General features: G+C 74.2%; 21 protein-coding genes. 11 read left to right on the top strand and 10 right to left on the bottom strand.

Going from position 1 to position 24,520, the window contains the following annotated elements; translation table 11 throughout:
• Positions 1–70: 70 nt before the first annotated feature.
• Positions 71–1,831, top strand: a complete 1,761-nt coding sequence (gene ctaD, locus KBX06_RS16965; RefSeq protein ID WP_210835892.1) for a cytochrome c oxidase subunit I — start codon at positions 71–73, stop codon at positions 1,829–1,831.
• A 316-nt stretch (positions 1,832–2,147) separates the two neighbouring features.
• Here ctaD and KBX06_RS16960 read toward each other — a convergent pair whose 3' ends face one another.
• From KBX06_RS16960 to KBX06_RS16945, 4 genes are all read right to left on the bottom strand, one after another.
• Positions 2,148–3,365, bottom strand: coding sequence for an MFS transporter (locus KBX06_RS16960; protein WP_210835890.1), 1,218 nt, complete (start codon positions 3,363–3,365; stop codon positions 2,148–2,150).
• Positions 3,366–3,431: 66 nt separating this feature from the next.
• Positions 3,432–4,013 (bottom strand): isochorismatase family protein, encoded by a 582-nt coding sequence (locus KBX06_RS16955; protein ID WP_210835888.1) that lies wholly within the window; start codon positions 4,011–4,013, stop codon positions 3,432–3,434.
• 13 nt (positions 4,014–4,026) lie between these two features.
• A complete protein-coding gene (locus KBX06_RS16950) occupies positions 4,027–5,313 on the bottom strand; it encodes a nicotinate phosphoribosyltransferase (RefSeq protein ID WP_210835886.1) in 1,287 nt (428 codons plus the stop codon).
• A gap of 16 nt (positions 5,314–5,329) precedes the next feature.
• Positions 5,330–8,002, bottom strand: coding sequence for a LuxR C-terminal-related transcriptional regulator (locus KBX06_RS16945; protein WP_210835884.1), 2,673 nt, complete (start codon positions 8,000–8,002; stop codon positions 5,330–5,332).
• A 202-nt stretch (positions 8,003–8,204) separates the two neighbouring features.
• Here KBX06_RS16945 and KBX06_RS16940 point away from each other — a divergent pair, with 202 nt between their 5' ends.
• From KBX06_RS16940 to rdgB, 9 genes are all read left to right on the top strand, one after another.
• Positions 8,205–9,731 (top strand): hypothetical protein, encoded by a 1,527-nt coding sequence (locus tag KBX06_RS16940; protein ID WP_210835882.1) that lies wholly within the window; start codon positions 8,205–8,207, stop codon positions 9,729–9,731.
• A 148-nt stretch (positions 9,732–9,879) separates the two neighbouring features.
• Positions 9,880–10,170: an ATP-dependent Clp protease adapter ClpS gene (gene clpS / locus KBX06_RS16935; RefSeq protein WP_210835880.1), complete on the top strand. Its 291-nt coding sequence runs from the start codon at positions 9,880–9,882 to the stop codon at positions 10,168–10,170.
• Positions 10,171–10,172: 2 nt separating this feature from the next.
• Positions 10,173–10,667: a DUF2017 domain-containing protein gene (locus KBX06_RS16930; RefSeq protein WP_210836024.1), complete on the top strand. Its 495-nt coding sequence runs from the start codon at positions 10,173–10,175 to the stop codon at positions 10,665–10,667.
• A 53-nt stretch (positions 10,668–10,720) separates the two neighbouring features.
• Positions 10,721–11,209, top strand: a complete 489-nt coding sequence (locus KBX06_RS16925) for a Mov34/MPN/PAD-1 family protein (protein ID WP_089001779.1) — start codon at positions 10,721–10,723, stop codon at positions 11,207–11,209.
• A gap of 73 nt (positions 11,210–11,282) precedes the next feature.
• Positions 11,283–11,621, top strand: coding sequence for a MoaD/ThiS family protein (locus KBX06_RS16920; protein WP_210835878.1), 339 nt, complete (start codon positions 11,283–11,285; stop codon positions 11,619–11,621).
• A gap of 14 nt (positions 11,622–11,635) precedes the next feature.
• Positions 11,636–12,601 (top strand): PLP-dependent cysteine synthase family protein, encoded by a 966-nt coding sequence (locus KBX06_RS16915; RefSeq protein WP_210835875.1) that lies wholly within the window; start codon positions 11,636–11,638, stop codon positions 12,599–12,601.
• A gap of 287 nt (positions 12,602–12,888) precedes the next feature.
• Complete coding sequence (locus tag KBX06_RS16910; RefSeq protein ID WP_210835873.1) at positions 12,889–13,635, top strand: MBL fold metallo-hydrolase; 747 nt, start codon at positions 12,889–12,891, stop codon at positions 13,633–13,635.
• Positions 13,636–13,701: 66 nt separating this feature from the next.
• Positions 13,702–14,433, top strand: coding sequence for a ribonuclease PH (rph, locus tag KBX06_RS16905; protein ID WP_210835868.1), 732 nt, complete (start codon positions 13,702–13,704; stop codon positions 14,431–14,433).
• Positions 14,434–14,541: 108 nt separating this feature from the next.
• Positions 14,542–15,159 carry an RdgB/HAM1 family non-canonical purine NTP pyrophosphatase gene (rdgB, locus tag KBX06_RS16900; RefSeq protein WP_210835866.1) on the top strand — a complete coding sequence of 206 codons (618 nt, stop codon included), beginning with the start codon at positions 14,542–14,544 and terminating at the stop codon, positions 15,157–15,159.
• A 94-nt stretch (positions 15,160–15,253) separates the two neighbouring features.
• Here rdgB and hutH read toward each other — a convergent pair whose 3' ends face one another.
• The 6 genes from hutH to KBX06_RS16870 all read right to left on the bottom strand — a co-directional run bounded on the left by hutH (position 15,254) and on the right by KBX06_RS16870 (position 23,475).
• A complete protein-coding gene (gene hutH, locus KBX06_RS16895; protein ID WP_210835858.1) occupies positions 15,254–16,789 on the bottom strand; it encodes a histidine ammonia-lyase in 1,536 nt (511 codons plus the stop codon).
• Positions 16,786–17,988, bottom strand: coding sequence for an imidazolonepropionase (hutI, locus tag KBX06_RS16890; RefSeq protein ID WP_210835856.1), 1,203 nt, complete (start codon positions 17,986–17,988; stop codon positions 16,786–16,788). Before hutI ends, hutH begins: the two co-directional genes overlap by 4 nt.
• Entirely contained in the window at positions 17,985–19,343 is a 1,359-nt protein-coding gene (locus tag KBX06_RS16885; RefSeq protein ID WP_210835854.1) for a formimidoylglutamate deiminase, read from the bottom strand. The genes hutI and KBX06_RS16885 overlap by 4 nt, the downstream gene beginning before the upstream one ends.
• Positions 19,344–19,695: 352 nt before the next feature.
• Positions 19,696–20,916: an allantoate amidohydrolase gene (locus tag KBX06_RS16880; RefSeq protein ID WP_210835852.1), complete on the bottom strand. Its 1,221-nt coding sequence runs from the start codon at positions 20,914–20,916 to the stop codon at positions 19,696–19,698.
• A gap of 11 nt (positions 20,917–20,927) precedes the next feature.
• Positions 20,928–22,607, bottom strand: coding sequence for a urocanate hydratase (gene hutU / locus KBX06_RS16875; protein ID WP_210835850.1), 1,680 nt, complete (start codon positions 22,605–22,607; stop codon positions 20,928–20,930).
• Positions 22,608–22,623: 16 nt separating this feature from the next.
• Positions 22,624–23,475 carry a MurR/RpiR family transcriptional regulator gene (locus tag KBX06_RS16870; protein ID WP_210835848.1) on the bottom strand — a complete coding sequence of 284 codons (852 nt, stop codon included), beginning with the start codon at positions 23,473–23,475 and terminating at the stop codon, positions 22,624–22,626.
• A 128-nt stretch (positions 23,476–23,603) separates the two neighbouring features.
• Here KBX06_RS16870 and KBX06_RS28490 point away from each other — a divergent pair, with 128 nt between their 5' ends.
• Positions 23,604–24,437: a class I SAM-dependent methyltransferase gene (locus KBX06_RS28490; protein WP_210835846.1), complete on the top strand. Its 834-nt coding sequence runs from the start codon at positions 23,604–23,606 to the stop codon at positions 24,435–24,437.
• Positions 24,438–24,520 lie beyond the last annotated feature (83 nt).

Here is a 24,520-nt window from a genome sequence, read left to right as displayed (position 1 = left end):
TCCTTGCGGATGACGGCCCGCAGATAACCAGCGCGTGCCGAGCGGGACAACCCAGAACCGGAGGCCACTCGTGACCACCGTCGCACCCAAGCCGGTCGTGACCCGGCCCTGGCCGGTCCGAGCGCCGGTCAAGGGGTCGGCCATCGCGCGGCTGCTGCGTACCACGGACGCGAAGCAGATCGGGATCATGTACATGGTCACCGCGTTCGTGTTCTTCATGATCGGTGGCCTGATGGCCCTGATCATGCGGGCCGAGCTGGCCCGACCCGGGCTGCAGTTCCTGTCGCCCGAGCAGTACAACCAGCTGTTCACCATGCACGGCACGATCATGCTGCTGTTCTTCGCGACGCCGATCGTGTTCGCCTTCGCGAACTACGTGGTGCCGTTGCAGATCGGCGCGCCCGACGTGGCGTTCCCCCGGCTGAACAGCTTCGCGTACTGGCTGTTCCTCTTCGGCGGCACGATGACGATGGTCGGCTTCCTCACCCCCGGCGGGGCGGCGGACTTCGGCTGGACCGCCTACGCGCCGCTGAGCTCCGTCGAGCACTCGCCCGGCGTGGGCGCGAACCTGTGGGTCGTCGGCCTGGTCATCTCGGGTCTGGGCTCGATCCTCGGCGCGGTCAACGTGATCACCACGATCCTGACCCTGCGCGCGCCCGGCATGACGATGTTCCGGATGCCGATCTTCACCTGGAACATGCTGGTCACCGCCCTGCTGGTGATCCTGGTCTTCCCGCTGCTGGCCGCCGCGCTGATGGCGCTCGCCGCCGACCGGCTCCTGGGTGCGCACGTCTACGACCCCGCGACCGGCGGGCCGATGCTCTACCAGCACCTCTTCTGGTTCTTCGGCCACCCCGAGGTCTACATCATCGCGCTGCCGTTCTTCGGCATCATCTCGGAGATCATCCCGGTCTTCTCCCGCAAGCCGATCTTCGGCTACAAGGGCCTGGTCGCCGCGACCATCGCCATCGCCGGCCTGTCGATGAGCGTCTGGGCGCACCACATGTTCGCCACCGGCCAGGTGCTGCTGCCGTTCTTCAGCTTCCTGAGCTACCTGATCGCCGTGCCGACCGGGATGAAGTTCTTCAACTGGATCGGCACGATGTGGCGCGGCCAGATCAGCTTCGAGACGCCGATGCTGTTCTCGATCGGCTTCCTGGTCACCTTCCTCTTCGGTGGCCTGACCGGTGTGCTGCTGGCCAGCCCGCCGCTCGACTTCCACCTGCACGACTCCTACTTCGTGGTGGCCCACTTCCACTACGTGCTCTTCGGCACCATCGTGTTCGCCGTCTTCGCCGGCATCTACTTCTGGTTCCCGAAGATGTTCGGCCGGATGCTCGACGAGCGGCTGGGCAAGGTGCACTTCTGGCTGACCATGATCGGCTTCCACACCACGTTCCTGGTGCAGCACTGGCTGGGCAACGAGGGCATGCCCCGCCGGTACGCCGACTACCTGCCCGGCGACGGCTTCACCACGCTGAACATGGTCTCCACCATCGGCGCGTTCATCACCGGCATCTCGACCCTGCCGTTCATCTGGAACTGCTGGAAGTCGTACAAGGCCGGCCCGGTGGTCGAGGTCGACGACCCGTGGGGCCACGGCAACTCGCTGGAGTGGGCGACCAGCTCCCCGCCCCCGCTGCGGAACTTCGACCGGATGCCGCGGATCCGCTCCGAGCGGCCGGCGTTCGACCTCAAGTTCCCCGAGCTGGCGGCCGGCGGCCAGAGCCTGGCCGGCCCGCCGGAGGGCGGTGCCAAGCCGCTGACCAGCGAGTCCGACGGCGGTGCCAGCTACCGCGAGGACACCGCGAGCGACGCCGACCGGCGCTGACGCTCCGCACCACGTACGACGGGCGCCACCCCACCCGGGGTGGCGCCCGTCGGGCATCACGGGGAGGTGCGCCCCGACAGCAGCGCCGACGGCGCTGACGACCCGCGCCCGACCCCTGCCCAGCGCGCCCGGCCCCGCCGACCCCCCCTGCCCAGCGCGCCCCCCCTGCCCAGCGCGCCCGACCCCGCGCCCGAGCGGGGCTTCATGATCGGTTGATCGATTGCCGGGCCGAACGGCGCGTGGACACCGGTTGAGGTTCATCCGATCTTGCAAGCCTCCCGGCCGCCCCGGCACGGGGGGAGGGACCGGCCGGGGCTCAGGCGGCGGGGGCCGGGGCGAGTTCGGGGGTGGGCGTGAAGGCGGTGGCGGTGCGGCGGCGGCGCAGCTCCGTCGGGAGCACGGCCAGCGCCACCAGCGCACCGACGGCTCCGGTGACCGCGAAGCCCCAGGCCGGCGCGGAGGCGTCGATGACGGCTCCCGCGAGGGGCGCGCCGACCGCGATGCCGACCGTGACCGCCGAGCCGTGCAGGCCCATCGCCTCACCGCGTACGGAGGCGGGGACCAGCCGACTGACCGCGTCCGAGGTCGCCGCGATGGTGGGCGCGCAGAGCGCCCCGGCGGGGATCAGCGCCAGACAGAGCAGCCACCAGTGCGCCCCGCCCAGCCCGACCGGGATCGTGCAGAGGCTGAGCGCGGCCATCAGGGCCAGCGGGGAGAAGGACCGGGTGACCGCCCCGTACGCGAAGCCGCCGGCCAGCGAGGCGACCGCCCAGACGGCGAGGACGGCGCCCGTCCATCCGACGTCGCCGCTCTCCCGCAGCACGGCGACCACGGCCACGTCGGTGCCGCCGAGCACGAGCGTGCCGGCGGCGCTGACCGCCAGCACGGCGATCAGGCGCGGGGTGAGCCACGACCGGCGGGGCACCCGCGGCTGCGGCCCGGTCGGCTCCCCGCCGCCGCGGGTGCGCGGGTCGAGCACCCAGAACGCGACGCCGGCGGCGACGATGCCGGCCCCGACCAGGTAGAGGGTGGTGCGCGCGGAGATCGCGGTCACCGCCGCCACGGCCAGCGCGGGACCGACCATGAACGACAGCTCCACCGACATCGAGTCCAGCGCGTACGCGGGGCGGCGCTGCTCCGGCGGCACCATCGCGGCGATGGACTGCCGGACCACCGAGAAGATCGGCAGGGCGAGCGAGCCGGCCAGGAACGCGGCGGGCAGCAGCACCGGGTACGGCAGCACCGGCGCGGTGGACCAGAAGACGGCCTCGGCGATCCCGGTCAGCACGAGGACGGGCCGCAGGCCGCGCCGGTCGACCAGGCGGCCGAGCAGCGGGCCGCCGATGGCGGCGCCCACGGTGATCGCCGCGCCGACGAGCCCGGCCGCCCCGTAGCCGCGTCCGAGGTCGAGCACGACGTAGAACGTCAGGGTCACCCCGGTGGCGGTGAGCGGGACGCGGGCGAGCACCGACACCAGCAGCAACGACCGGAGACCGGGCAGGGCGAGCGCCTCCCGGTAAGGCTTCATGTTCATGTCGGTGCGTACCTCCGCCGGACATCCTCCGGCCGGAGGCACGACACCCGCCAGCGAATTAGCGCCTCATGCGGCCCTGATCACAGGCTCACCGCGCATGGTGACCCCGGCTCCCTCCAGGGCACGCAGCGCCACGTCGGTGGTGTCCGGGGCGACCCCGGCGGTCAGGTCCAGCAGCACGGTGGTGGCGAAGCCCTCGCGGGCGGCGTCCAGCGCGGTGGCCCGTACGCAGTGGTCCGTGGCGATCCCCACCACGTCGACCCGGTCCACCCCGTGCCGGCGCAGCCAGTCGGCCAGGCACTCGCCGTCGTCGGCGTGCCCCTCGAAGCCGGAGTACGCGGCGGCGTGCTCGCCCTTGTGGAAGATCGCCTCGATCCGGTCGGTGGCCAGGTCGGGGTGGAACTCCGAGCCGGGGGTGCCGACCACGCAGTGCCGTGGCCAGGAGTCCACGAAGTCCGGCGGGTCGCCGAAGTGGGCGCCCGGGTCGACGTGGTAGTCCTTCGTCGCGACCACGTGGTCCCAGCGGCCCGGCTCGGCGGCGAGCAGCCGGGTGATCCCGGCCGCCACGCCCGCCCCGCCGCCGACGGCCAGCGAGCCGCCCTCGCAGAAGTCGTTCTGCACGTCCACGACGATCAGCGCGTTGCTCACCGTGGTGCTCCTTTCAGTCGGCCGGGACGACCGTGACCGGGATGGCCGGGTCGCCGGCGGAGAGCTTCAGCCCTTCCCAGGGGATGGAGATCAGGCACTGGCGCAGGTGTTCCCGGGACTCGTCCAGCGTCGGCCGCTCGACCGGCTCGCCGCCGGCCAGGAACGAGTGCTGGAGCAGCCGGTCGTTGGGCCGGGGGTCGGGCACGCCCTGCGGCACGACGATCTCCTCGGTGGCGGTGCCGGTCGGCTTGTGCCGGCGTACGGCCACCTTGCGGCCTCCGATGGTGGCCTTGTGCTCGGAGCGCTTGACCACCGGGCGGCCCTCGACCTCGACGAGCTTGTAGACCAGCCCGGCGGTGGGGGCGCCGGAGCCGGTGACGACGGCGGTGCCCGCGCCGTACATGTCGACCGGTTCGGCGGCGAGCGAGGCGATGGCGTGCTCGTCGAGGTCGCCGGAGACGATGATCTTGGTTTCGGTGGCGCCCAGCGAGTCGAGCAGCTCGCGGGACTGCTGGGCGATCACCGCCAGGTCGCCCGAGTCGATCCGTACCGCCCGCAGGCCGGGCCCGGCCACCGCGATCGCGTTGCGGATGCCCTGGCTGATGTCGTACGTGTCGACCAGCAGCGTGGTGTCCTTGCCCAGCGTGGCGACCTGCGAGGCGAACGCGGCCCGTTCGTCGGTGTGCAGCAGCGTGAACGCGTGCGCGGCCGTGCCGGCGGTCGGGATGCCGTAGCGCTGCCCGGCGGCGAGGTTCGAGGTGAACCGGAACCCGGCCAGGTACGCGGCCCGGGCCGCGGCCACCGCCGCCTCCTCGTGCGCGCGCCGGGAGCCCATCTCGATCAGGGTCCGCCCCCGGGCCGCGGTGACCATCCGCGCGGCGGCGGCGGCGACGGCGCTGTCGTGGTTGAGCACGGAGAGGATGAGCGTCTCCAGCACCACGCACTCGGCGAAGCCGCCGGAGACGGTGAGGATCGGGGAGCTGGGAAAGAACAGCTCGCCCTCGGCGTAGCCCTCGACGTCGCCGGTGAAGCGGTAGTCGCGCAGCCAGGCGGCGGCCTGCTCGTCGACCACCCCGGTACGGCGCAGGAAGTCCACCTCGTCGGCGTCGAAGCGGAAGCCGCGGATCAGGTCGATCAGCCGGCCGGTGCCGGCGACCACGCCGTAGCGGCGGCCCGCGGGCAGCCGGCGGCTGAACACCTCGAAGACGCAGCGGCGGTCGGCGGTGCCGTCGCGCAGGGCGGCACTGACCATGGTCAGCTCGTAGTGGTCGGTCAGCAGCGCGGGACGAAGGGTGCTCACCGCCCCAGCCTAGGGTTCACCCGCTCTCCGCGCCGTCGTGGCCCGGGATCGCCCGGAGGGCGGCCCGCAGCTCGGCGCGACCGGCGACACCGAGCTTGCCGTAGATCCGCTGGAGGTGGTTCTCCACCGTGCGGGCGGAGAGGTAGAGCCGCTCGGCGATGGCCCGGCTGGTCGCCCCGTCGGCGGCGAGCCGGGCCACCTGCCACTCGCGTTCGCTCAGCGCCGGGGAGCCGGCCTGCAACGCCGGGGTGCGGATCAGGTCGCAGCGGCCGAGCAGGGCGGCGAGGCGCTCCCGGGCCGGGCCCGCCGGGGACCGCTGCCGGCGCAGCCGGTCCAGGGCGGTGGCGGTGGCCTCCGCCGCGTAGACGGCCAGGTCCAGCGCGTCGAAGCCGTCGGCGACCGCCAGCAGCTCGTCGGCGGAACCGCCCGCCGCGGCCCGGGCGTGCCGGGCGAGCAGCGGCGGCAGCACCCCGTCGACCCGTTCGGACAGCTCGGCGAGCCGCTGCGCGACGGTGCGCCGGCCGCCGTCGGAGCAGGTCGGCCCGAGTGGTGCGGCCGCCTGGCCCAGCCGTACCAGGTCGTGCAGCACATGCACCTCGTGGCCGGCGAGGCCGTCCGCGCGGAGCCGGTCGGCCAGCCCGCTCAGGTGCTTGCCGGCGCCGGACACGTCGCCACCGGCGGCGAGCACGGCGCCGCGGGCCTGCTCCAGCCACGGATAGAGCACGACCATGCCCGGCGCGTGGGTGCGGTCCGCCTCCGCCATGGCCTCCGCCGCCTGCGCGGCGTCACCCCGCAGCGCCGCCGCCTGGGCCCGTTCGGCCTGGGCGAGGCCCGCGTAGACCCGGCTGGTGGCGAGCACCGCGCAGGCGCCGAGGCTGGTGCGCAGCGCCGCGTCGCTCTGGCCGCGCAGCCGGGCCGCGTACGCCTGGAGGATGGCCAGGTAGCCGGTGCCGAGCCGGAAGTCCCCGGCGCCGGCCAGGTCGGCGAACTCGTCGGCCACGATCGCGTCGATGCCGGCGAGGTCGCCGGCGAGCGCCAGCCGGGTGCCCCGGGCCAGCTCCAGGGCCAGTTGCAGGTAGGGCATGTCCGCCCGCCACCGGCCGGCCTCGGCCTGCACCCGGTTGATCGCGGTGGCGCTGCGGTGCAGCTGCCCCTGCGCCGCCTGGAGGTGGGCGATCGTGCTGCGGGCGAGTTCCCGGGCGGCGACGCTCGCGGCCGGCCGGTCCAGCACCGTCTGCCCGAGCCGCAACGCGATGCCGGTGTCCAGCCGGTGCAGCCGCATGATGCCCTCGAAGGCCAGCACCCGCGCCTGGTCGGCGGAGTCGCCGAGGGCCGACCGGCGGGCCGCGATCTCCTCCACCGTGGACTCCTGGCTCAACCCCCAGTAGCTGACCATGCCCCGCACGGTCAGCCAGCGGCTCAGCCGCCGGTCGTCCTCGACGTCGGCGGAGACCGCGTCGAGCACCTCGATCGCCTCGTCCGGGCGGTCGGCGAACATCAGGATGGTGGCCAGCAGCTCCGCCGCGTCGAAGCCGCCGCCCGCGTCGAGCGCCGCGCGGGCCAGCCGGGTCGCCAGCGGTACGTCGTAGCGGGCGAACGCCTGCCCGGCCGCGTCGAGCAGCAGGGCCGGATCCTGTGCGGTGCCCGAGTCGAGCCGCCAGACCGCCACCCGGAGCAGGTCGTCGCGGCGTCGCTTGCCGACCAGCTCCAGCAGCTCGGCGAGGCGGGCCTGCAACCTCCGCGTCCGGCTGACCGGGCAGCGGCGGCGCATCACCTCGCCGTAGAGCGGGTGGGCGAGCCGTACGTTGGTCCGCCGGTCGTCGTGTTCCACGGCGATCAGCCCGCGCTCCTCGGCGGTCTCCACGTCCACCGGGTCGGCGGCCTGGTTGAGCAGGTGCAGGCCGAGCGGCTCGCCGAAGGCGACCAGCTCCACCACCCCGCGTACGCCCGGGGTGAGCTGGCCGATCCGGATGTCGATCAGGTCGGTCAGATTGGGGGCCAGCTCCAGCCGGCCGGTCCACTTCCAGATGCCGTAGGTTCGGGTCAGCTCCCCCCGGTCGGCGGCGAACACCAGCTCGCGCAGCAGCAGCGGGTTGCCCTCGGAGAGCCGGCCGAGCCGGTCGGCGGAGGTGGCGTCGACCGGTCCCCGCAGGATCTCGGAGAGCAGCCGGGTGGTCTCGGCCGGTGGCAGCGGCTTCAGCTCGACGTGGTCGACCAGGCCGTCGGTCCACAGGGCCCGGATCGGCAGCGGGAGCTGCTCGCCGTCGCGTGACGTGCCGATGACCGTGGCGTTGTCGACCCGCGCGACCAGGTGCACCAGCGCCGCGGACGGTGGGTCGAGCAGGTGCGCGTCGTCGACCGCGAGCACGATCCGGCGACCGGCGGCCTGCTGTTGCAGCACGTCCACCGCCCAGCGCAGGATGCCGGCGGGGGAGAGGCCCTGCGGCTGCTCGGTCGGGAGCACCTGGACGAGACCGCCGAAGGGGAGTGCGGCGGTGGTGGCGCTGGCCGCGATCGACCAGACGGCGTACCCGTCGCGAGGGAGGGCCGCCACCCCTTCGCGCAGCAGTCGGCTCTTGCCGATGCCCGCGTCGCCGGAGAAGAAGAGGCCCCGCCCCTCCGCGCCGGTCACCGCCGACAGCAGACGGTCGAGCTCATCCGTTCGGCCGACGAATCCCCACCGACTCATCGGGGCAGCATATCGATCGGATTCCGTCCGCGTGCACATCGTCACGCACCGAAGTTGAGTAGTCTCCTAGTTACCCCTGAGTATTTGAAGTGTTCGGTTCGGGGACCTGCTCGCCCGTACTCTTCCGGCATCCGGGTGCCGTCACCGGACGTTTCCACGCGGCCGGCTGCTGCCGGTCGCCCGCCACGGGAGGCCGCTTGCGATGAAGCCCGGTCCTCTCCCCGCCGTCGACCTGCCCGACGACGACGCCGCCCCGGCCGCGGAGCTGCCCCGCCGCGGGCGGCTGCCCGTCGGACTGGGGGACGCCGGCCGCCGGCCGGAGGAGCCGCTCGCCGTGATCGGCCTCGGCCCGGCCGGCGCGGGGCGCTCCGAGGTGCTCGCCCGTCTGCTGCGGCTCGATCCCGCCATGCTCGCGGTGCCCGCCGGGAGCTGGCTCGTGGTGCGGCACTCCCGGGTGCCGACGCGGGCCGCCTACGTGCCCGGCTACCGCCAGCCGCACTCCTACGGCGCCGACCGGCTGGCCGCCGGGCCGGCGCTCGCGCGCCCGCCGCGCCGGGTCGAGCTGAGCCTGCCCGAGCCCCTGCTGCGGCACTTCAGCCTCGTCGACACGCCCGACACCGGCGCCCTCGGGGTGGCCGGCGGTCAGCTGCTGTTCGACGCGGCGGTCCGGTCCGGGGCGGCGCTCTTCGTGATCGCCGCCGACCAGGCCTTCACCGCCGTCGAGCTGCACCTGCTCGCCGACCTGGCCCGCGCCGGGGTTCAGGTCGTCTTCGCGGTGACGCCGGGCGCGAGCGGCTGGGCGCCGGTGCCGGAGGGCGCGGGGGCGTCCGTCGGGTCGGCTCCCGCACCGGTGGATCCGGTCGCGGTCACCGTCGAGGCGCACCGGGCGGCGCTGCTGGCCGCCGTTCCCGGGCTCGCCGACGCCCGCTGGTTTCCGTTGCGGGCGTCGGGTGACGGGGCGGACCTGCGCCGGGCCCTGGTCGGCTGGGCCGCCGACGAGGGGCTGCGGCGCGCGAGCGCCGAACCGCCGGTGCTGCCCGGCTCGCACGGCCGGGTGCCGGTGGTGGCCGACCCGGGCGACTGGTCGGAGCAGCTCGACCGGCAGGCCCGGTCCTCCTCCCGGCGCATCCGCCAACACCTCTCCCTGGAGTTGGCGAACATCCACCTCCGCGTGGTGCAGGAGATCGTCTTCGGGGTCGGCTGCGCCGGCCTGCCGCAGCTGCTCGACCAGGAGATGGAGGCGCTGTCGCTGCTGGCCACCGCCCAGTGCGACGAGGCGGTGCGCGGGCTCATCGAGGGGGCCGCCGGCCGGGTCCTCGGCGCGCCGCTGCCTACGGGCGTACGCCGACGCCTGCGCACCCCGGTGCGCTGGGCCCTGGCGGAGCACCGGGGCGAGCACGAGCTGGACCGGGTGCTGCTGGTCACCAGCACCGGCGGCGTGGCCGGGCTGACCGGCGCCGGGGCGACCGACGCCCTGGCGAGCTACCCGGGCGTGGAGCGCGTGGAGGTGCTCCCGCCGGTGGCCGTGGCCCTCTCGGGCGGCTGCTGGCAGCACTGGCGCAGCCCCGGCAACCACGATCCCAATGCCGCCCGGGCCTGGACGCAGCGCGCGCTGCGCGAGGTCGAACTGGAGCTGTCCCGGGAGGTGTCCCGGCGGTTCGAGGTGGTCCGCCTCTCGCTGGACGGGGTGCTCTCCGATGCTGTCGACCACGGCATCCTGCTCGCCTGAGGGCGGCCCGCTCGCTGGCGGCATCGGCACCGGGCCGAGGCCGCCAGTCGCTGTCGCCGACGCCCCTGACCAGGCCGGACGCGGCGATCCGCGCCGGGCCGGCCTTCCGGTTCCTCGATTCGCCGGATCCGGTGGCACGATGGGGGGCATGGCGGCTCCCCAGGTTGCACCTGTCGAAACGCCGGACACCGACGAGGTGCCGGCGTCCGATCGGCCGTGGGTGACGATCGTGTGGGACGACCCGGTCAACCTCATGCCCTACGTGACCTGGGTCTTTCAGAAGCTCTTCGGCTACAGCCGGGAGAAGGCGGAACAACTCATGCTCGACGTGCACCACAAGGGTCGCGCCGTGGTCTCCAGCGGCGCCCGGGAGCGGATGGAGCACGACGCGTCGCAGCTGCACGCGTACGGGCTGTGGGCGACGGTGGACCGGTCGTGAGCATGTTCCGTCGCCAGGGCGACCGCTACGTCGCCACCTTCGCCGTCGACGAGGTGCGCGTGCTGCGGAAGGTGGCCGCCGAGGTGGTGGGGCTGCTCACCGACGGCTTCGACCACACCGACCCGGTGGTGGGTCGGCTCTTCCCCGAGGTCTACCCGGAGGACGCGTCCGGCACCGCCGAGTTCCGCCGCTACACCGAGGGCGACCTCAAGACCGCCAAGATCGACCAGGCCGGGGCGATCCTCGCCTCGCTGCCCGACTCCGCCGGCGGCGAGGTGCGCCTGGACGCGGAGGCGGCCGAGGCATGGCTGCGGGCGCTCAACGACGCCCGGCTGGCGATGGGCGTCCGGCTGGAGATCAAGGACGGCACCGACCTCGGCGAGGAGCTCGACGACGCGGTCGCCGAGGATCCGACCTCCAGCCGGGTGTTCCAACTGTCGGTCTACGCGTACCTCGGCTATCTCCAGGAGTCCCTGCTCAACGCCTTGATCGACTAGGCGTGACCGCCGCCACCTTAAGGTCGCGCCAGGTACGCGTTAGGCTGGGACACGTGCTGAGCATCGACCGGTCGATCGTCGAAGCGATCGTCGCCCACGCTCGTCGGGACCACCCCGACGAGGCGTGTGGCGTGGTCGCCGGCCCTGCCGGCAGCGACACCCCCGCCCGGCACATCCCGATGGACAACGCCGCCCGTTCCATGACGTTCTACGAGTTCGACTCGATGGAGCAGTTGCGGGTGTGGCGCGAGATGGACGACCGGGACGAGGAGCCCGTCGTCATCTACCACTCGCACACCGCCACGGAGGCGTACCCGTCCCGGACGGACATCTCCTTCGCCGGTGAGCCCGGCGCACACTACCTGCTGGTCTCCACCCGCGACCCCGACTCTGAGGAGATCCGCTCCTTCCGGATCGTCGACGGCGTGGTGACCGAGGAGCCGGTCCGGATCGTGGAGGCGGGGGTGGACCCGCACGCCGTGCAGTCCTACATGTTCGGGCAGAGCCCGGCGACGGTCGACTACGAGTGTTCCGGCCGCTGATCCAGCGCCGCCACACCCGTCCACGTCCCGTCACCTTCCGGCACGCCCGATCATCGTCAAGGAGCACGACATCATGGCCATCGAGGTTCGCATCCCCACCATCCTGCGCAGCCACACCGGCGGCGCGAAGGTCGTCGAGGGCACCGGCGACACGCTCGCCGACCTGCTCGCCGACCTGGACTCCCGGCACGCCGGCCTGAAGGCCCGGCTGGTCACCGACGCCGGTGCGCTGCACCGCTTCGTCAACGTCTACGTCAACGACGAGGACGTCCGCTTCCTCGGCGCGCTGGACGCCAAGATCAACGACGGCGACAGCGTGACCATCCTGCCGGCGGTCGCCGGCGGCGCGTTCGGCTTCGCCGCGGCCGCCGCGATCGCCCAGCACGGCGTCGCGGCCGCCGCCGCCCGCTGACGGCGGCGGTCGCCATGGCGAGGTACGACAGCCTCCTCGACGCCTGCGGGGGAACGCCCCTGGTCGGGCTGCCCCGGCTCTCCCCGACGGTGCCCGACGGGGCGCCGCCGGTGCGGCTCTGGGCGAAGCTGGAGGACCGGAACCCGACCGGCAGCATCAAGGACCGGGCGGCCCTGTTCATGGTGCGGGCGGCCGAGGAGGCGGGCCGGCTCCGGCCGGGCGACACCATCCTCGAACCGACCAGCGGCAACACCGGCATCTCGCTGGCCATGGTGGCCAAGCTGCGCGGCTACCGGCTGGTCTGCGTGATGCCGGAGAACGTCTCGACCGAGCGGGTGCAGCTGCTCCGGATGTACGGCGCGGAGATCATCTTCTCGCCGGCGGCGGGTGGCTCCAACCAGGCGGTGGCCACCGCCAAGCAGATCTCGGCCGAGCACCCCGACTGGGTCATGCTCTTCCAGTACGGCAACGAGGCCAACGCGCGGGCCCACTACGAGACCACCGGTCCGGAGCTGCTGCACGACCTGCCCACGATCACGCACTTCGTGGCGGGTCTCGGCACCACCGGGACGCTGATGGGCACGGGGCGCTACCTGCGGGAGAAGGTCGACGGCGTCCAGGTCGTCGCGGCCGAGCCCCGCTACGGCGAGCTGGTCTACGGGCTGCGCAACATCGACGAGGGTTACGTCCCGGAGCTCTACGACGCGTCGGTGCTGTCCCGGCGCTTCTCCGTCGGCACCCGCGACGCGGTGCTGCGGACCCGGCAGCTCGTCGAGGTGGAGGGCATCTTCGCCGGGTTCTCCACGGGCGCGATCCTGCACGCCGCACTGGCGGTGGCGCACGAGGCCGTCCGCGCCGGCCAACGCGCCGACGTGGCCTTCGTGGTCGCCGACGGCGGCTGGAAGTACCTCTCCACGGGGGCCTACGTCGGCACCCTGGCCGACGCCGAGGACGCCCTGGAGGGGCAGCTCTGGGCCTGACGTCGGGTGGTCGGGCCGCCGATCCACGTCGGTGGTCCGGCCACCCGGCGGGCCCCCGTCGTCCACTCACCCAGCGCTACCGGCGAGCGCCGTGTCGTGACGCCGTCCGGGCGGGCGGCGCGGCGGGACCCGGGCGGGGTGTCACGTTGATGACAACTTCCAGTGGATGACTCTTGTGGCCGCGCGGGCGCGCGTAGGCTGCCCTGCGTGGCGTACGCGTCGGTAGAGATCATCCACAGTGGGACCGTCGGCGCGAAGACTACGCACAGTTACATTGGGATGACTCGATGCGGCTGACCGTACTGGGCTGCGCGGGCAGTTTCCCCGGTCCCGAGTCCCCCTGCTCGGCCTACCTCGTCGAGGCGGACGGCTTCCGGCTGCTGCTCGACTTCGGCTCGGGGTCGCTGTCCAACCTCCAGCGCTACGCCGGGCTGCACGCCCCGGACGCCATCGTCCTCACCCACCTGCACTGCGACCACATCCTCGACGCCGCCTCGTACGTGGTGGTCCGCCGCTACGCGCCCGACGGTCCGTGCCCGCCGCTGCCCGTCTACGCCCCGTCGGGTGCCCCGGACCGGCTGGCGGCCGTCTACGGGCAGGAGGACAGCACGGTCGAGGACGTCTACCAGTTCTACGCCCTCCAACCCGGCACCTTCCCGATCGGCCCCTTCGCCGTCACCGTCGACCGGGTCAACCACCCCGTCGAGACGTACGGCGTCCGGCTGGAGCACGGCGGCCGGGTGCTCTGCTACTCCTCGGACACGGCACCCTGCGACGCGTTGCTCCGGCTGGCCCAGGACGCCGACACGTTCCTCTGCGAGGCGAGCTACCTCGACGGCGTGGAGAACCCGCCGGACCTGCACCTGACGGGCCGGGAGGCCGGCGAGGCGGCGACCAAGGCGGGGGTGGGCCGGCTGCTGCTCACCCATCTGGTGGCCGCCTGGGGCAGCGAGGCGCACACCGTCGAGTCGGCCGGCACGGCCTTCGACGGGCCGCTCGAGGTGGTCCGGCCCGGCGCCAGCTACGAGGTCTGACCCGCCCGGGTGCCGGGGCGGGACACCCCGGGGCACACCGGTCGGGGCACCGCATAGGGTGCAGGGATGGCGCGACCTGACGGGCGGCGACCCGACGAACTCCGACCTGTGACGTTGACCCGGGGCTGGAGCACCCATCCGGAGGGCTCGGTGCTCGTGGAGTTCGGCGGCACCCGGGTGCTCTGCACCGCCAGCGTCACCGAGGGGGTGCCCCGCTGGCGCAAGGGGTCCGGGCTGGGCTGGGTGACCGCCGAGTACGCGATGCTGCCGCGGGCCACCAACACCCGCTCCGACCGGGAGAGCGTCAAGGGCCGCGTCGGCGGGCGTACGCACGAGATCTCCCGGCTGATCGGCCGGAGCCTGCGGGCCGCCATCGACCTGAAGGCGCTCGGCGAGAACTCGATCGTGCTCGACTGCGACGTGCTCCAGGCCGACGGCGGCACCCGCACCGCCGCGATCACCGGCGCGTACGTGGCGCTGCACGACGCGGTGACCTGGCTGGCCGGGCGCAAGTCGCTGGTCGGCAGGCCGGAGAAGGTGATGCACCGCTCGGTGGCCGCGATCAGCGTCGGGATCATCGACGGCGAGCCCCGGCTGGACCTCGACTACACCGAGGACGTCGCCGCCGAGGTCGACATGAACGTGGTCTGCACCGGCACCGGTGAGTTCGTCGAGGTGCAGGGCACCGGCGAGGCGGGCGTGTTCGCCCGCGAGCAGCTCGACGCCCTGCTCGACCTGGCCGTCGCCGGCTGCGTGGAACTGGCCGAAGCCCAGCGGAAGGCGCTCTCCCTCCCGTGAGCGCGAGGAGTGAGCTTGCGAGCCCCGCAGTCGCGAACGAAGGTGGATTCTGGTGAGCGCGAGGAGTGAGCTTGCGAGCCCCGCAGTCGCGAACGAAGGTGGATTCTGATGAACAAGGTGCTGCTCGCCACCCGTAACCGCAAGAAGCTCGTCGAGCTCCAGCGGATCCTCGACGGCGCGCTCGGCGCGCACCGCGTCGCCCTGATCGGGCTGGACGACGTCGAGGAGTACCCGGAGCTGCCCGAGACCGGCCTGACCTTCGGCGAGAACGCGCTGATCAAGGCGCGGGAGGGCTGCCGGCGTACCGGCCTGCCGACGATCGCCGACGACTCCGGGATCGCCGTCGAGGCCCTCAACGGCATGCCGGGGGTGTTCAGCGCCCGCTGGGCCGGCCGGCACGGCAACGACCAGGCCAACCTCCAGCTCGTCCTGGACCAGATCGCGGACCTGCCCGACGAGCACCGGGGCGCGTCCTTCGTCTGCACGGTGGCGCTGGTGCTGCCCGGCGGCAAGGAGCACCTGGTCGACGGCCGGCAGAGCGGCCGGCTGCTCCGGACGCCGCGCGGCGACGGCGGGTTCGGCTACGACCCGATCTTCCTCGGCGACGGGCAGGACCGCACCAACGCGGAGCTGACGCCGCAGGAGAAGGACGCGGTCAGCCACCGGGGCAAGGCGCTGCGCGAGCTGGCCAAGCTGGTCGCCAAGGTGCTGCCGCCCGCGAGCTGACGGACCGCCCCGGTGGGAGGGGTGCCGACACCCGTCGGGGTCGGCCGCGTGGGCACCCGGGCCACCGTGGCGTGCGGTGGCCCGGATGCGGCCGTCAGTCGAGGGGCCCGATCTCGCGTTCGATGGCGGCGCGCAGGTCGGGCCCGGCCAGTACGGACCGGGCGGCCTCCATCAGCGGGGCCAGGAAGACGTCCGGCCCGGGTTCCCCGACGATCCCGCCGAGCGCCGCGACGGCCGCCCGGCCGGCCGGCGACGGGTCGAGCGGGGCGCGCAGCTGGAGCCCGCGTACCCCGGCGAGCAGTTCGACGGCGAGCAGGCTGGCCAGGTTGTCCAGCACCGTACGCAGCTTCTTGGCCGCCGCCCAGCCCATCGAGACGTGGTCCTCCTGCATGCCGCTGGTGGGCAGCGAGTCCACCGACGCGGGCGCGGCGAGCCGGCGGTTCTCCGCGACGATTCCCGCCGCCGTGTACTGGGCGATCATCAGCCCGGAGTTGACCCCGGCGTCGGGGGAGAGGAACGCCGGCAGCTCCCGGGACCGGGTGACGTCGAGCAGCCGGTCCACCCGGCGCTCGGCGATCGCGCCCACCTCGGCGGCGGCGATGGCCAGGAAGTCCGCGGCGAAACCGAGCGGCGCGCCGTGGAAGTTCCCGGTCGACTCGACGCGGCCGTCGGGCAGCACCACCGGGTTGTCCACCACCGAGACCAGCTCCCGGCCGGCCACCGTACGGACGAAGTCCAGCGTGTCCCGGGCCGCCCCGGCGACCTGCGGCGCGCACCGCATCGAGTACGCGTCCTGCACCGCGTGCGCCAGGTCGTCGCGGTGCGAGTCCATCACCCGGGAGTCCTGGAGCAGCCGGTGGATGTTCGCCGCCGAGGCCGACTGCCCGGGATGCGGCCGGATGGCGTGCAGCTCCGGCAGGAACGGCCGCTCCGAGCCGAGCATCGCCTCGATGGCGAGGGCGGCGGTGACGTCGGCCATCGTGAACAGGTGCGCGGCGTCGTGGATCGCCAGCAGCAGCATGCCGAGCATGCCGTCGGTGCCGTTGATCAGCGCCAGCCCCTCCTTGGCGGCCAGCTCGACCGGCGTGAGCCCGGCCCGGCGCAGCGCGTCGTCGGCGGGCAGCCGCTCGCCGCCCGGGCCGAGCACCCAGCCCTCGCCGAGCAGCACCAGCGCGCAGTGCGCCAGCGGCGCCAGGTCGCCGGAGGCGCCCAGCGAGCCGTGCTCCGGCACCCACGGCGTCACGTCGTGGTTGAGCAGGTCGACCAGCGCCTCGGCGAGCAGGGGCCGGACCCCGGAGCGGCCGAGCGCCAGCGAGCGGACCCGCAGCAGCATCATGGCCCGGACCACCTCGCGCGGCATCGGCGCCCCCACGCCGGCGGCGTGCGAGCGGATCAGCGCGTGCTGGAGTTCGGCCCGCCGCTCGGGTGCGACGAAGGTGTTCGCCAGCGCGCCGAAGCCGGTGGAGACGCCGTAGACCGGGCGGCCGGCGGCCTCGATGCCGTCGACGATGGACCGGCTGGTGGTCATGACGTCCACGGTGGCCGGGTCGAGGACGACCTTGGCGGTGCCGCGCGCCACGGCGAGCACGTCGGCGGGGGAGATCCCGGTGGGCAGGATGGTGACGGTCATTGGGGCACTCCGTTGCGCAGGACCTGGCGGATCAGTGGCACACCGGGCCGGTAGGCCAGGTGCAGGTGGGACGGGGCGTCGAGGAGCATCAGGTCGGCCCGGGCCCCGGGCCGCAGCACCCCGACGTCGTCGCGGCGCAGCGCCCGCGCGCCGCCGGCGGTCGCGGCCCAGACGGCCTCCGCCGGGGTCATCCGCATCTCGCGTACGGCGAGCGCGACGCAGAACGGCATCGACGAGGTGTACGACGAACCGGGGTTGCAGTCGGTCGCCAGCGCCACGGTGACGCCGGCGTCGAGCAGCCGGCGGGCGTCCGGGTAGGGCGAGCGGGTGGAGAACTCGGCGCCGGGCAGCAGGGTGGCCACGGTGGTGGTGTGCCGGCTGTCGGCGCACCTGCGGTCGTGGCGGGCGGAGGCCAGCGCGTCGACGTCGGCGTCGGTCAGGTGGGTGCAGTGGTCGACGCTCGCCGCGCCCAGCTCGACGCCGAGCTGGACGCCCGGCCCGGGGCCGAGCTGGTTGGCGTGCACCCGCACGCCCAGCCCGGCGGCCTGGCCGCAGGCGAGGATCGCGCGGGCGTGGTCGACGTCGAACGCGCCCCGCTCGCAGAAGACGTCGATCCAGCGCGCGTGCGGCGCGGCGGCGGCCAGCATCGGCCCGCAGACCAGGCCCACGTAGTCGTCGGGACGGTCGGCGTACTCGGCGGGGACCACGTGCGCGCCGAGGAAGGTGGTCTCCTCGCTGACCTCGGCGGCGATCCGCAGCGAGCGGGCCTCGTCGGCGATCGTGAGGCCGTACCCGCTCTTGATCTCCATGGTGGTGGTGCCCTGCCGCAGCGCCTCGCCGCGCAGCCGCCGCACGATGGTCCGCAACTCGTCGTCGCCGGCGGCCCGGGTGGCGCCGACCGTGGTCCGGATGCCGCCGCCGGTGTACGGCTGCCCGGCCATCCGGGCGGCGAACTCGGCGGCCCGGTCCCCGGCGAAGACCAGGTGGGCGTGGCTGTCCACGAAGCCCGGGAGGACGGCGGCGCCCCCGGCGTCCAGGCGTCGGTCGGCGGCCGGCGCGTCGCGGGACGGCCCGACCCAGGCCACCTGCCCGTCCTCGATGAGGAGGGCCGCGTCGCGCCGGATGCCCAGCGGCCCGCCCTCGCCCCCGACGTCGTTGGTCACCAGCTCGCCGATGTCATCGACCAGCAGACTGCTCATGAGGTCACCTCCGCGATCGCCGACGCCAACTCGGCCGGCACGTCGACACTCAGGTGCCGGCCGTCGCGTACCACCGTCCGGCCGTCCACCACGACCTGCGAGACGTCCGCGGCGCCGGCCGCGAACCACACCCCCACCGGCGGTACGCCGGCCGTGCGTGGGCTGTCCAGCCGTACGGTCACCAGGTCGGCCCGCGCCCCGACGGCGATCCGCCCGGCGTCGCGCCAGCCGAGCGCGGCGTGGCCGCCCACGGTGGCCGCGTCGCGCAGCTCTGCGGGGCCGAAGTGGCCGCGCCGGCGGGTGCGCAGCCGTTCGTCCAGTTCCACGGCGCGGGCCTCCTCGAAGAGGTCGACCACGGCGTGGCTGTCGCTGCCCAGGCTGAGCGGCAGGCCGACGTCGGCCATCCGCCGGGCCGGGCCGATCCCGTCGGCCAGGTCCCGCTCGGTGGTCGGGCAGAGGCAGACGCCCGTGCCGGCGTCCCCGAGCAGGGTGAGGTCGGCGCCGGTCAGGTGGGTGGCGTGCACGGCCGTGGTGGCCGGGCCGAGCGCCCCCCGGTCGGCGAGCAGCCGGGCCGGGGTGCAGCCGTACGCGGCCCGGCAGGCGTCGTTCTCGGCCGGCTGCTCGGAGAGGTGCACGTGCAGGGGCGCCCCGCGCCGGTCCGCCCACCCGGCCACGGTGGCGAGCTGCCCGGCCGGCACCGCCCGCACCGAGTGGATCGCGGCGCCCACCCGGGCGTGGTCGTCGGCCGGCCGGAACGCGTCGGCCCGCTCCGCCCAGCGCAGCGCGTCGCCGTCGCCGAAGCGCCGCTGCGGCCCGGCGAGCGGCTGCCCGTCGACGGTGGCGGTGAGGTAGCAGGTGTCCAGCAGGGTGATCCGGATCCCGGCGTGCGCGGCGGCCTCGACCAGCGCCTCGCCCATCGCGTTCGGGTCGGCGTACGGGGTGCCGTCCGGGTTGTGGTGCACGTAGTGGAACTCGCCGACGCAGGTCACGCCGGCCAGCGCCATCTCGGCGTAGACCGCCCGGGCCAGGGCCAGGTACGAGTCCGGGTCGAGCCGCTGGGCCACCGCGTACATCCGGTCGCGCCAGCTCCAGAAGTCGCCGCCCCCGCCGTGGGTGCGCCCGCGCAACGCCCGGTGGAACGCGTGCGAGTGGGCGTTGGCGAGCCCGGGCAGGGTCAGCCCGGGCAGTCGGACCGCGTCGCCGAGCACCTCCACGCCGGCGGGGCGGTCACCGCCGGCGACCAGCGGCGTGACGGCGGTGATCCGGCCGTCGGTGGTCTCGATCAGCACGTCGGCGGTCGGCTCGGTGCGGTCGGGCAGCCAGGCGTACTCGGCCAGCCAGCGGGTCCCGGTCATCTGGTCTGCCCCCTGTCGAGCTGCCCCGTCCATGGGACCGCCGGATCCGACTGCCCGGGCGGGCGCCGCGCGCCACAGTGGCCCCGCTCCGTCGGCAACGTCACCGTGCCCAACGAGTCGACCCGTCCCGCCCACCGCCCCGGGTACGCGGGCAGCTCGACAGCGTGCGCCGACGCGCCTCGCGGGGGCCGGCACGACGGCGTCGTCCGGGTGCCACGTGCCGCCTGCCCCGTCTGCGCGGGCAGCTCGACAGCGACCGGAGCAGCTCGGGGCGGCCGACGATGCCGAGCGCCCGGATCGCGGTGCCGCGTGGCAGTGCGGGCCGTGGGCCCCGGCACCACCGGCAGGACGTTCAGCGGCATGTCAGCTCCTCCAGCACCCGGGCCAGGGCGGTCACCCCGGCGGCGCAGTCGGCGTCGCTGGCCGACTCCGCCGGGGCGTGCGACACCCCCGTCGGGTTGCGCACGAAGAGCATCGCCGTGGGCAGGTGCGCCGCGAGCACCCCGGCGTCGTGCCCGGCCCCGGTGGGCAGCACCGGCGCGTCGAGCAGGGCCGCGAGCCGCTCCGCCAGCCCGCCGTCGAAGGCGACCAGCGGGGTGGCCGACTCCTCCGTCAGCGCCACCTCCGTACCGTCGCGGCGGGCCCGCTCGGCGGCCTTCGCGCGCACCGCGTCGACCAGACCCGTCAGCGTCTGCGGCTCGGCGGCCCGGGCGTCCAGCCAGCCGGTCACCTTCGACGGGATCGCGTTGGTGGCGTTCGGCTCCACCGCCACCCGGCCCACGGTGGCGTGGGCGCCGCGCAGCCGCGCCTCCTTGTTGGCCGCCAGCACCGTGAAGGCGTACGTCAGCATGGGGTCGCGGCGGTCGGCCATCCGGGTCGTGCCGGCGTGGTTGCCCTCGCCGGTGAACTCGAAGCGCCAACGGCCGTGCGGCCAGATCGCGCTGGCCACCCCGACGGGCGCGTCGGCGTCGACCATCGCGCGGCCCTGCTCGACGTGCAGCTCGACGAAGGCGGCGAAACCGCCGAGCAGCTCGGGGCGGGCGCCCGCCGGCCGGGCCCCCAGCGCCTCGGCGAAGCTCACCCCGCCGGCGTCGCGCAACCCGGCCGCGCGGTCCACCGTGATCTCCCCGGCGAGCAGCCGCGAACCCAGGCACGGTACGCCGAACCGCGCGCCCTCCTCCTCGACGAACGCGCCGACCACGACGGGGCGGGCCGGTGCGACGCCCGCCGCGCGCAGCTCGTCGACGGCCAGGAACGCGCTGACGATGCCGAGCGGCCCGTCGTACGCCCCGCCGTGCGGCACCGAGTCGAAGTGGCTGCCGGTCAGCACCGCGTCGCCGGCGGTCGGCTCGCCCCACCGGGCGAACAGGTTGCCGTTGCCGTCCTCGGTGACCGGCATGCCCCGGCGGTCGGCCTGCCCGCGGAACCACTCCCGCAGCCGTAGCTCCGGCTCGGTCAGCGCGTAGCGCAGGTAGCCGCCGCTGCCCTCGTCCCGCCCGACCGGCGCGATCTCGTCCCACAGCGCCCGGAACCTGTTAGGAAGGGACCCTTCCTCTACCGAATCCGTTAACAAGGGGCCCTTCCTCACGCCTCGGCCATGGGGGTGCGGACGCCGGTGCGGCTGGCGACCTCGCGGGCGGCGTCGTAGCCGGCGTCGACGTGCCGGATGACGCCCATCGCCGGGTCGTTGGTGAGCACCCGCTCGATCTTCTGCCCGGCCAGCGCGGTGCCGTCGGCCACGCAGACCTGCCCGGCGTGGATGGAGCGGCCGATGCCGACCCCGCCGCCGTGGTGGATCGACACCCAGGACGCCCCGCTGGCGGCGTTGACCAGCGCGTTGAGCAGCGGCCAGTCGGCCACGGCGTCGGAGCCGTCGGCCATCGCCTCGGTCTCCCGGTAAGGGCTGGCCACGCTGCCGCAGTCCAGGTGGTCCCGGCCGATCACCACGGGCGCGGAGAGCTCGCCGGAGGCGACCATCTCGTTGAACCGCACGCCCGCCTTGTCGCGCTCGCCGTAACCGAGCCAGCAGATCCGCGCCGGCAGGCCCTGGAAGGCGACCCGCTCGCCGGCCATCCGGATCCACCGGGCGAGGGACTCGTTCTCCGGGAACAGGTCCAGGATCGCCCGGTCGGTGGCCGCGATGTCGGCCGGGTCGCCGGAGAGCGCCGCCCACCGGAACGGGCCCTTGCCCTCGCAGAACAACGGCCGGATGTACGCGGGCACGAAGCCGGGGAAGTCGAAGGCCCGCTCGTACCCGCCGAGCTTCGCCTCGCCCCGGATCGAGTTGCCGTAGTCGAAGACCTCCGCGCCGGCGTCGAGGAACCCGACCATCGCCTCGACGTGCTTCGCCATCGACGCCCGTGCCCGGTCGGTGAACTCGGCCGGCTTCGCCTGTGCGTAGTCCCGCGCGTCGGCCGGCTCCACCCCCTCCGGCAGGTACGACAGCGGGTCGTGCGCGCTGGTCTGGTCGGTGACGACGTCGATGTCGACGCCCCGGCGCAGCAGCTCCGGGAAGACCGTGGCGGCGTTGCCGACCACGCCGACGCTCAGCGCCCGCCGGTCCCGCTTCGCGGCCAGCACCCGCTCGACGGCGTCGTCCAGGGAGTCGGCGACCTCGTCGAGGTAGCGGTCGTGCACCCGCCGGTCCAGCCGGCTGCGGTCCACGTCGACGATCAGGCAGACGCCGCCGTTCATGGTGACCGCGAGGGGCTGCGCCCCGCCCATGCCGCCGCAGCCGGCGGTCAGCGTCAGCGTGCCCGCCAGGGTGCCCCCGCTCATTTCCTGCCCGTCGCCACGGGCGCCGGCGAGTTTCGCGGCGACGGCGGCGAACGTCTCGTAGGTGCCCTGGAGGATGCCCTGGGTGCCGATGTAGATCCACGAGCCGGCGGTCATCTGCCCGTACATGGTGAGGCCGAGCTGTTCGAGGCGGCGGAACTCGGGCCAGGTGGCCCAGTCGCCCACCAGGTTCGAGTTGGCCAGCAGCACCCGGGGCGCCCACTCGTGGGTACGCACGACGCCCACCGGCCGGCCCGACTGCACCAGCATGGTCTCGTCGTCGCGCAGGTCCGTGAGGGTGCGCACCAGCGCGTGGTACGACGGCCAGTCCCGCGCGGCCCTTCCGGTGCCGCCGTAGACCACCAGGTCCTCGGGGCGCTCGGCCACCTCCGGGTCGAGGTTGTTCATCAGCATCCGCAGCGCGGCCTCCTGGGGCCACCCGCGGGCGGTGCGTTCGGTGCCGCGTGCGGCGCGGACGGGCTGGGTCATCTCGTTCTCCTCCGGGTCATCCGAGGAACAACTGGCGGCGGGCGGCGGAGGCCTCGAAGGCCTCCAACCGGCGTTGGGTGTCGGTCGGGGCGGCGTCGCAGATGGCCTGGAGCAGCACCATGGCCAGGGTCATCGGCGCGGTGTGCAGGTCGAAGACGAGCCGGGCGCCGACCGCGGCGGGCAGCACCACGTCGGCGTGCTCGGTGGCCGGGCTGACCGGCGAGTCGGTGATGGCCACCACGGTGAGGCCGGCGGCCCGGGCCTCGCGCAGCGCGTCCAGGGTCTCCCGGGGGTAGCGGGGCAGGACGAAGGCGAGCAGGGCGCCCGCCCCGGCCTCGGCGGCCTGCTCGAGGCGGTCGGTGAGCAGGCTGCCGCCGTCGTCGAGCACCCGAACGTCGGGGTGCACCTTGGCGGCGAAGTAGGCGAAGTAGGCGGCGAGCGGGGCGGCGGCGCGCAGGCCGAGCACCGGCAGCGGGCGGCTGGCGGCCAGCAGCCTGCCCGTCTCGGCGATCCGGTCCCGGTCGGCGAGCTGCCCGGCGAGGCGGTCGAGGTTGCCGATCTCGGCGCGTACCGCCTGCTGGAGTTCGTTGCCGGCGTCCGTGACGCCGCCCGGGGTGCCGGCGGTCAGCTCGCGGAGCCGGCGGCGCAGCGCGGGGTAGCCGTCGTGGCCGAGCGCGACCGCGAACCGGGTGACCGACGGCTGGCTGACCCCCGCCAGCTCGGCGACCTCGGCCGCCGACAGGTACGCGGCGGCCGACGCGTGCTGCACGAGGCAGTGCGCGATCCGGCGCTGGGTGGGGGTGAGCCGGACCCCCTGGAACAGGTCGAGCACCTGCTCGGTGGGTGCCACGACAGTTCCCTCATTCATTCCGTGACCTTATGCATGAAAACTTTCACAAGCAACACCCTCGTCTGAACCCGGCGACGTCGACCGTGGCATCCCACCCGGACGAAGTTGCACTACACCTGCCCGCCCGCGGCTGGTAGAACCCTTGCGTGGACGCAACGAAGCTCCGACGGGCCATCGCCCGCACCCCCCTCGCCCCCGTCGCGGCCTTTCCCAAGCGCCTGGCCCGCGTCGCCCGCCACGACGCCAAGGTGCTGCGCACCTCCGCCCGCTGGCTGGTCACCTCACGGGAGCACCACAACTACACGTACGAGCTGACCAAGCTGAGCCGGCACCACCTCGCCTGGTTCGTCAGCGTGGTCTGCGAGGTGCCCGTCAAGCAGGTCCGCGCGTACTTCGCCGAGATCGAGTCGGACGACGTGCTGCGCCGGCACATCGAGTCCGCCACCGCCGGCGCCGCCCGCCGCGGCCTGGCCGACCGGAAGGTCCGCTACGCCCGCCGCATCGGCTGGTACGCCATCGTGCGCGCCACGAAGCCGACGCACGTGGTCGAGACCGGCGTCGACAAGGGGCTCGGCAGTTGCGTGCTCGCCGCCGCGCTGCTGCGCAACGCCGCCGACGGGCACCCCGGCCGGGTCACCTCGCTGGACATCAACCCCGAGGCCGGCTACCTCGCCCGTACCGCGCCCTGGTCCGAAGTGGTCGACCTGGTCATCGGCGACTCCATCGCCTCCATCGGCGCGCTGGACCGGCCGGTCGACCTCTTCCTGCACGACAGCGACCACAGCCGGGCCCACGAGAAGCGCGAGTTCGAGGCGGTCGAGGGCCGGCTGGCCCCGGGCGCGATCCTGCTCACCGACAACGTCACCGCCACCAACGTGCTCGCCGAGCACGCCGAGCGCACCGATCGGCGGTTCCTCGCCTACCGGGAGACCCCCGCCAACCACTGGTACCCGGGAGACGGCATCGGCGTGGCCTGGTGAGACGCCCCTCCGGCTCGGCGCGCGCGTCCGGGCGCCGCACGCCGGGCACCCGACGGGACACCGGTCGGCCGTGAGCCGTGGCA

The sequence above is a fragment of the Micromonospora sp. C31 genome (assembly GCF_018070575.1).
In the GTDB taxonomy this organism is placed as follows: domain Bacteria; phylum Actinomycetota; class Actinomycetes; order Mycobacteriales; family Micromonosporaceae; genus Micromonospora.
The sequence above is the reverse complement of the archived record's forward strand: the minus strand, read 5'-3'. Positions and strand labels throughout refer to the sequence as shown.

Bases quoted from the DNA above. Each gene is read 5' to 3' on its own strand.
- KBX06_RS16930 (WP_210836024.1), top strand. From the start codon at position 10,173: ATGTTCCGTCGCCAGGGCGACCGCTACGTCGCCACCTTCGCCGTCGAC.
- KBX06_RS16940 (WP_210835882.1), top strand. From the start codon at position 8,205: ATGAAGCCCGGTCCTCTCCCCGCCGTCGACCTGCCCGACGACGACGCC.
- KBX06_RS16945 (WP_210835884.1), bottom strand. From the start codon at position 8,002: ATGAGTCGGTGGGGATTCGTCGGCCGAACGGATGAGCTCGACCGTCTG.
- hutU (WP_210835850.1), bottom strand. From the start codon at position 22,607: ATGACCCAGCCCGTCCGCGCCGCACGCGGCACCGAACGCACCGCCCGC.
- hutI (WP_210835856.1), bottom strand. From the start codon at position 17,988: ATGAGCAGTCTGCTGGTCGATGACATCGGCGAGCTGGTGACCAACGAC.
- KBX06_RS16870 (WP_210835848.1), bottom strand. From the start codon at position 23,475: ATGAATGAGGGAACTGTCGTGGCACCCACCGAGCAGGTGCTCGACCTG.
- KBX06_RS16960 (WP_210835890.1), bottom strand. From the start codon at position 3,365: ATGAACATGAAGCCTTACCGGGAGGCGCTCGCCCTGCCCGGTCTCCGG.
- KBX06_RS16915 (WP_210835875.1), top strand. From the start codon at position 11,636: ATGGCGAGGTACGACAGCCTCCTCGACGCCTGCGGGGGAACGCCCCTG.
- hutH (WP_210835858.1), bottom strand. From the start codon at position 16,789: ATGACCGTCACCATCCTGCCCACCGGGATCTCCCCCGCCGACGTGCTC.
- KBX06_RS16920 (WP_210835878.1), top strand. From the start codon at position 11,283: ATGGCCATCGAGGTTCGCATCCCCACCATCCTGCGCAGCCACACCGGC.
- rph (WP_210835868.1), top strand. From the start codon at position 13,702: ATGGCGCGACCTGACGGGCGGCGACCCGACGAACTCCGACCTGTGACG.
- clpS (WP_210835880.1), top strand. From the start codon at position 9,880: ATGGCGGCTCCCCAGGTTGCACCTGTCGAAACGCCGGACACCGACGAG.
- KBX06_RS16885 (WP_210835854.1), bottom strand. From the start codon at position 19,343: ATGACCGGGACCCGCTGGCTGGCCGAGTACGCCTGGCTGCCCGACCGC.
- rdgB (WP_210835866.1), top strand. From the start codon at position 14,542: ATGAACAAGGTGCTGCTCGCCACCCGTAACCGCAAGAAGCTCGTCGAG.
- KBX06_RS16910 (WP_210835873.1), top strand. From the start codon at position 12,889: ATGCGGCTGACCGTACTGGGCTGCGCGGGCAGTTTCCCCGGTCCCGAG.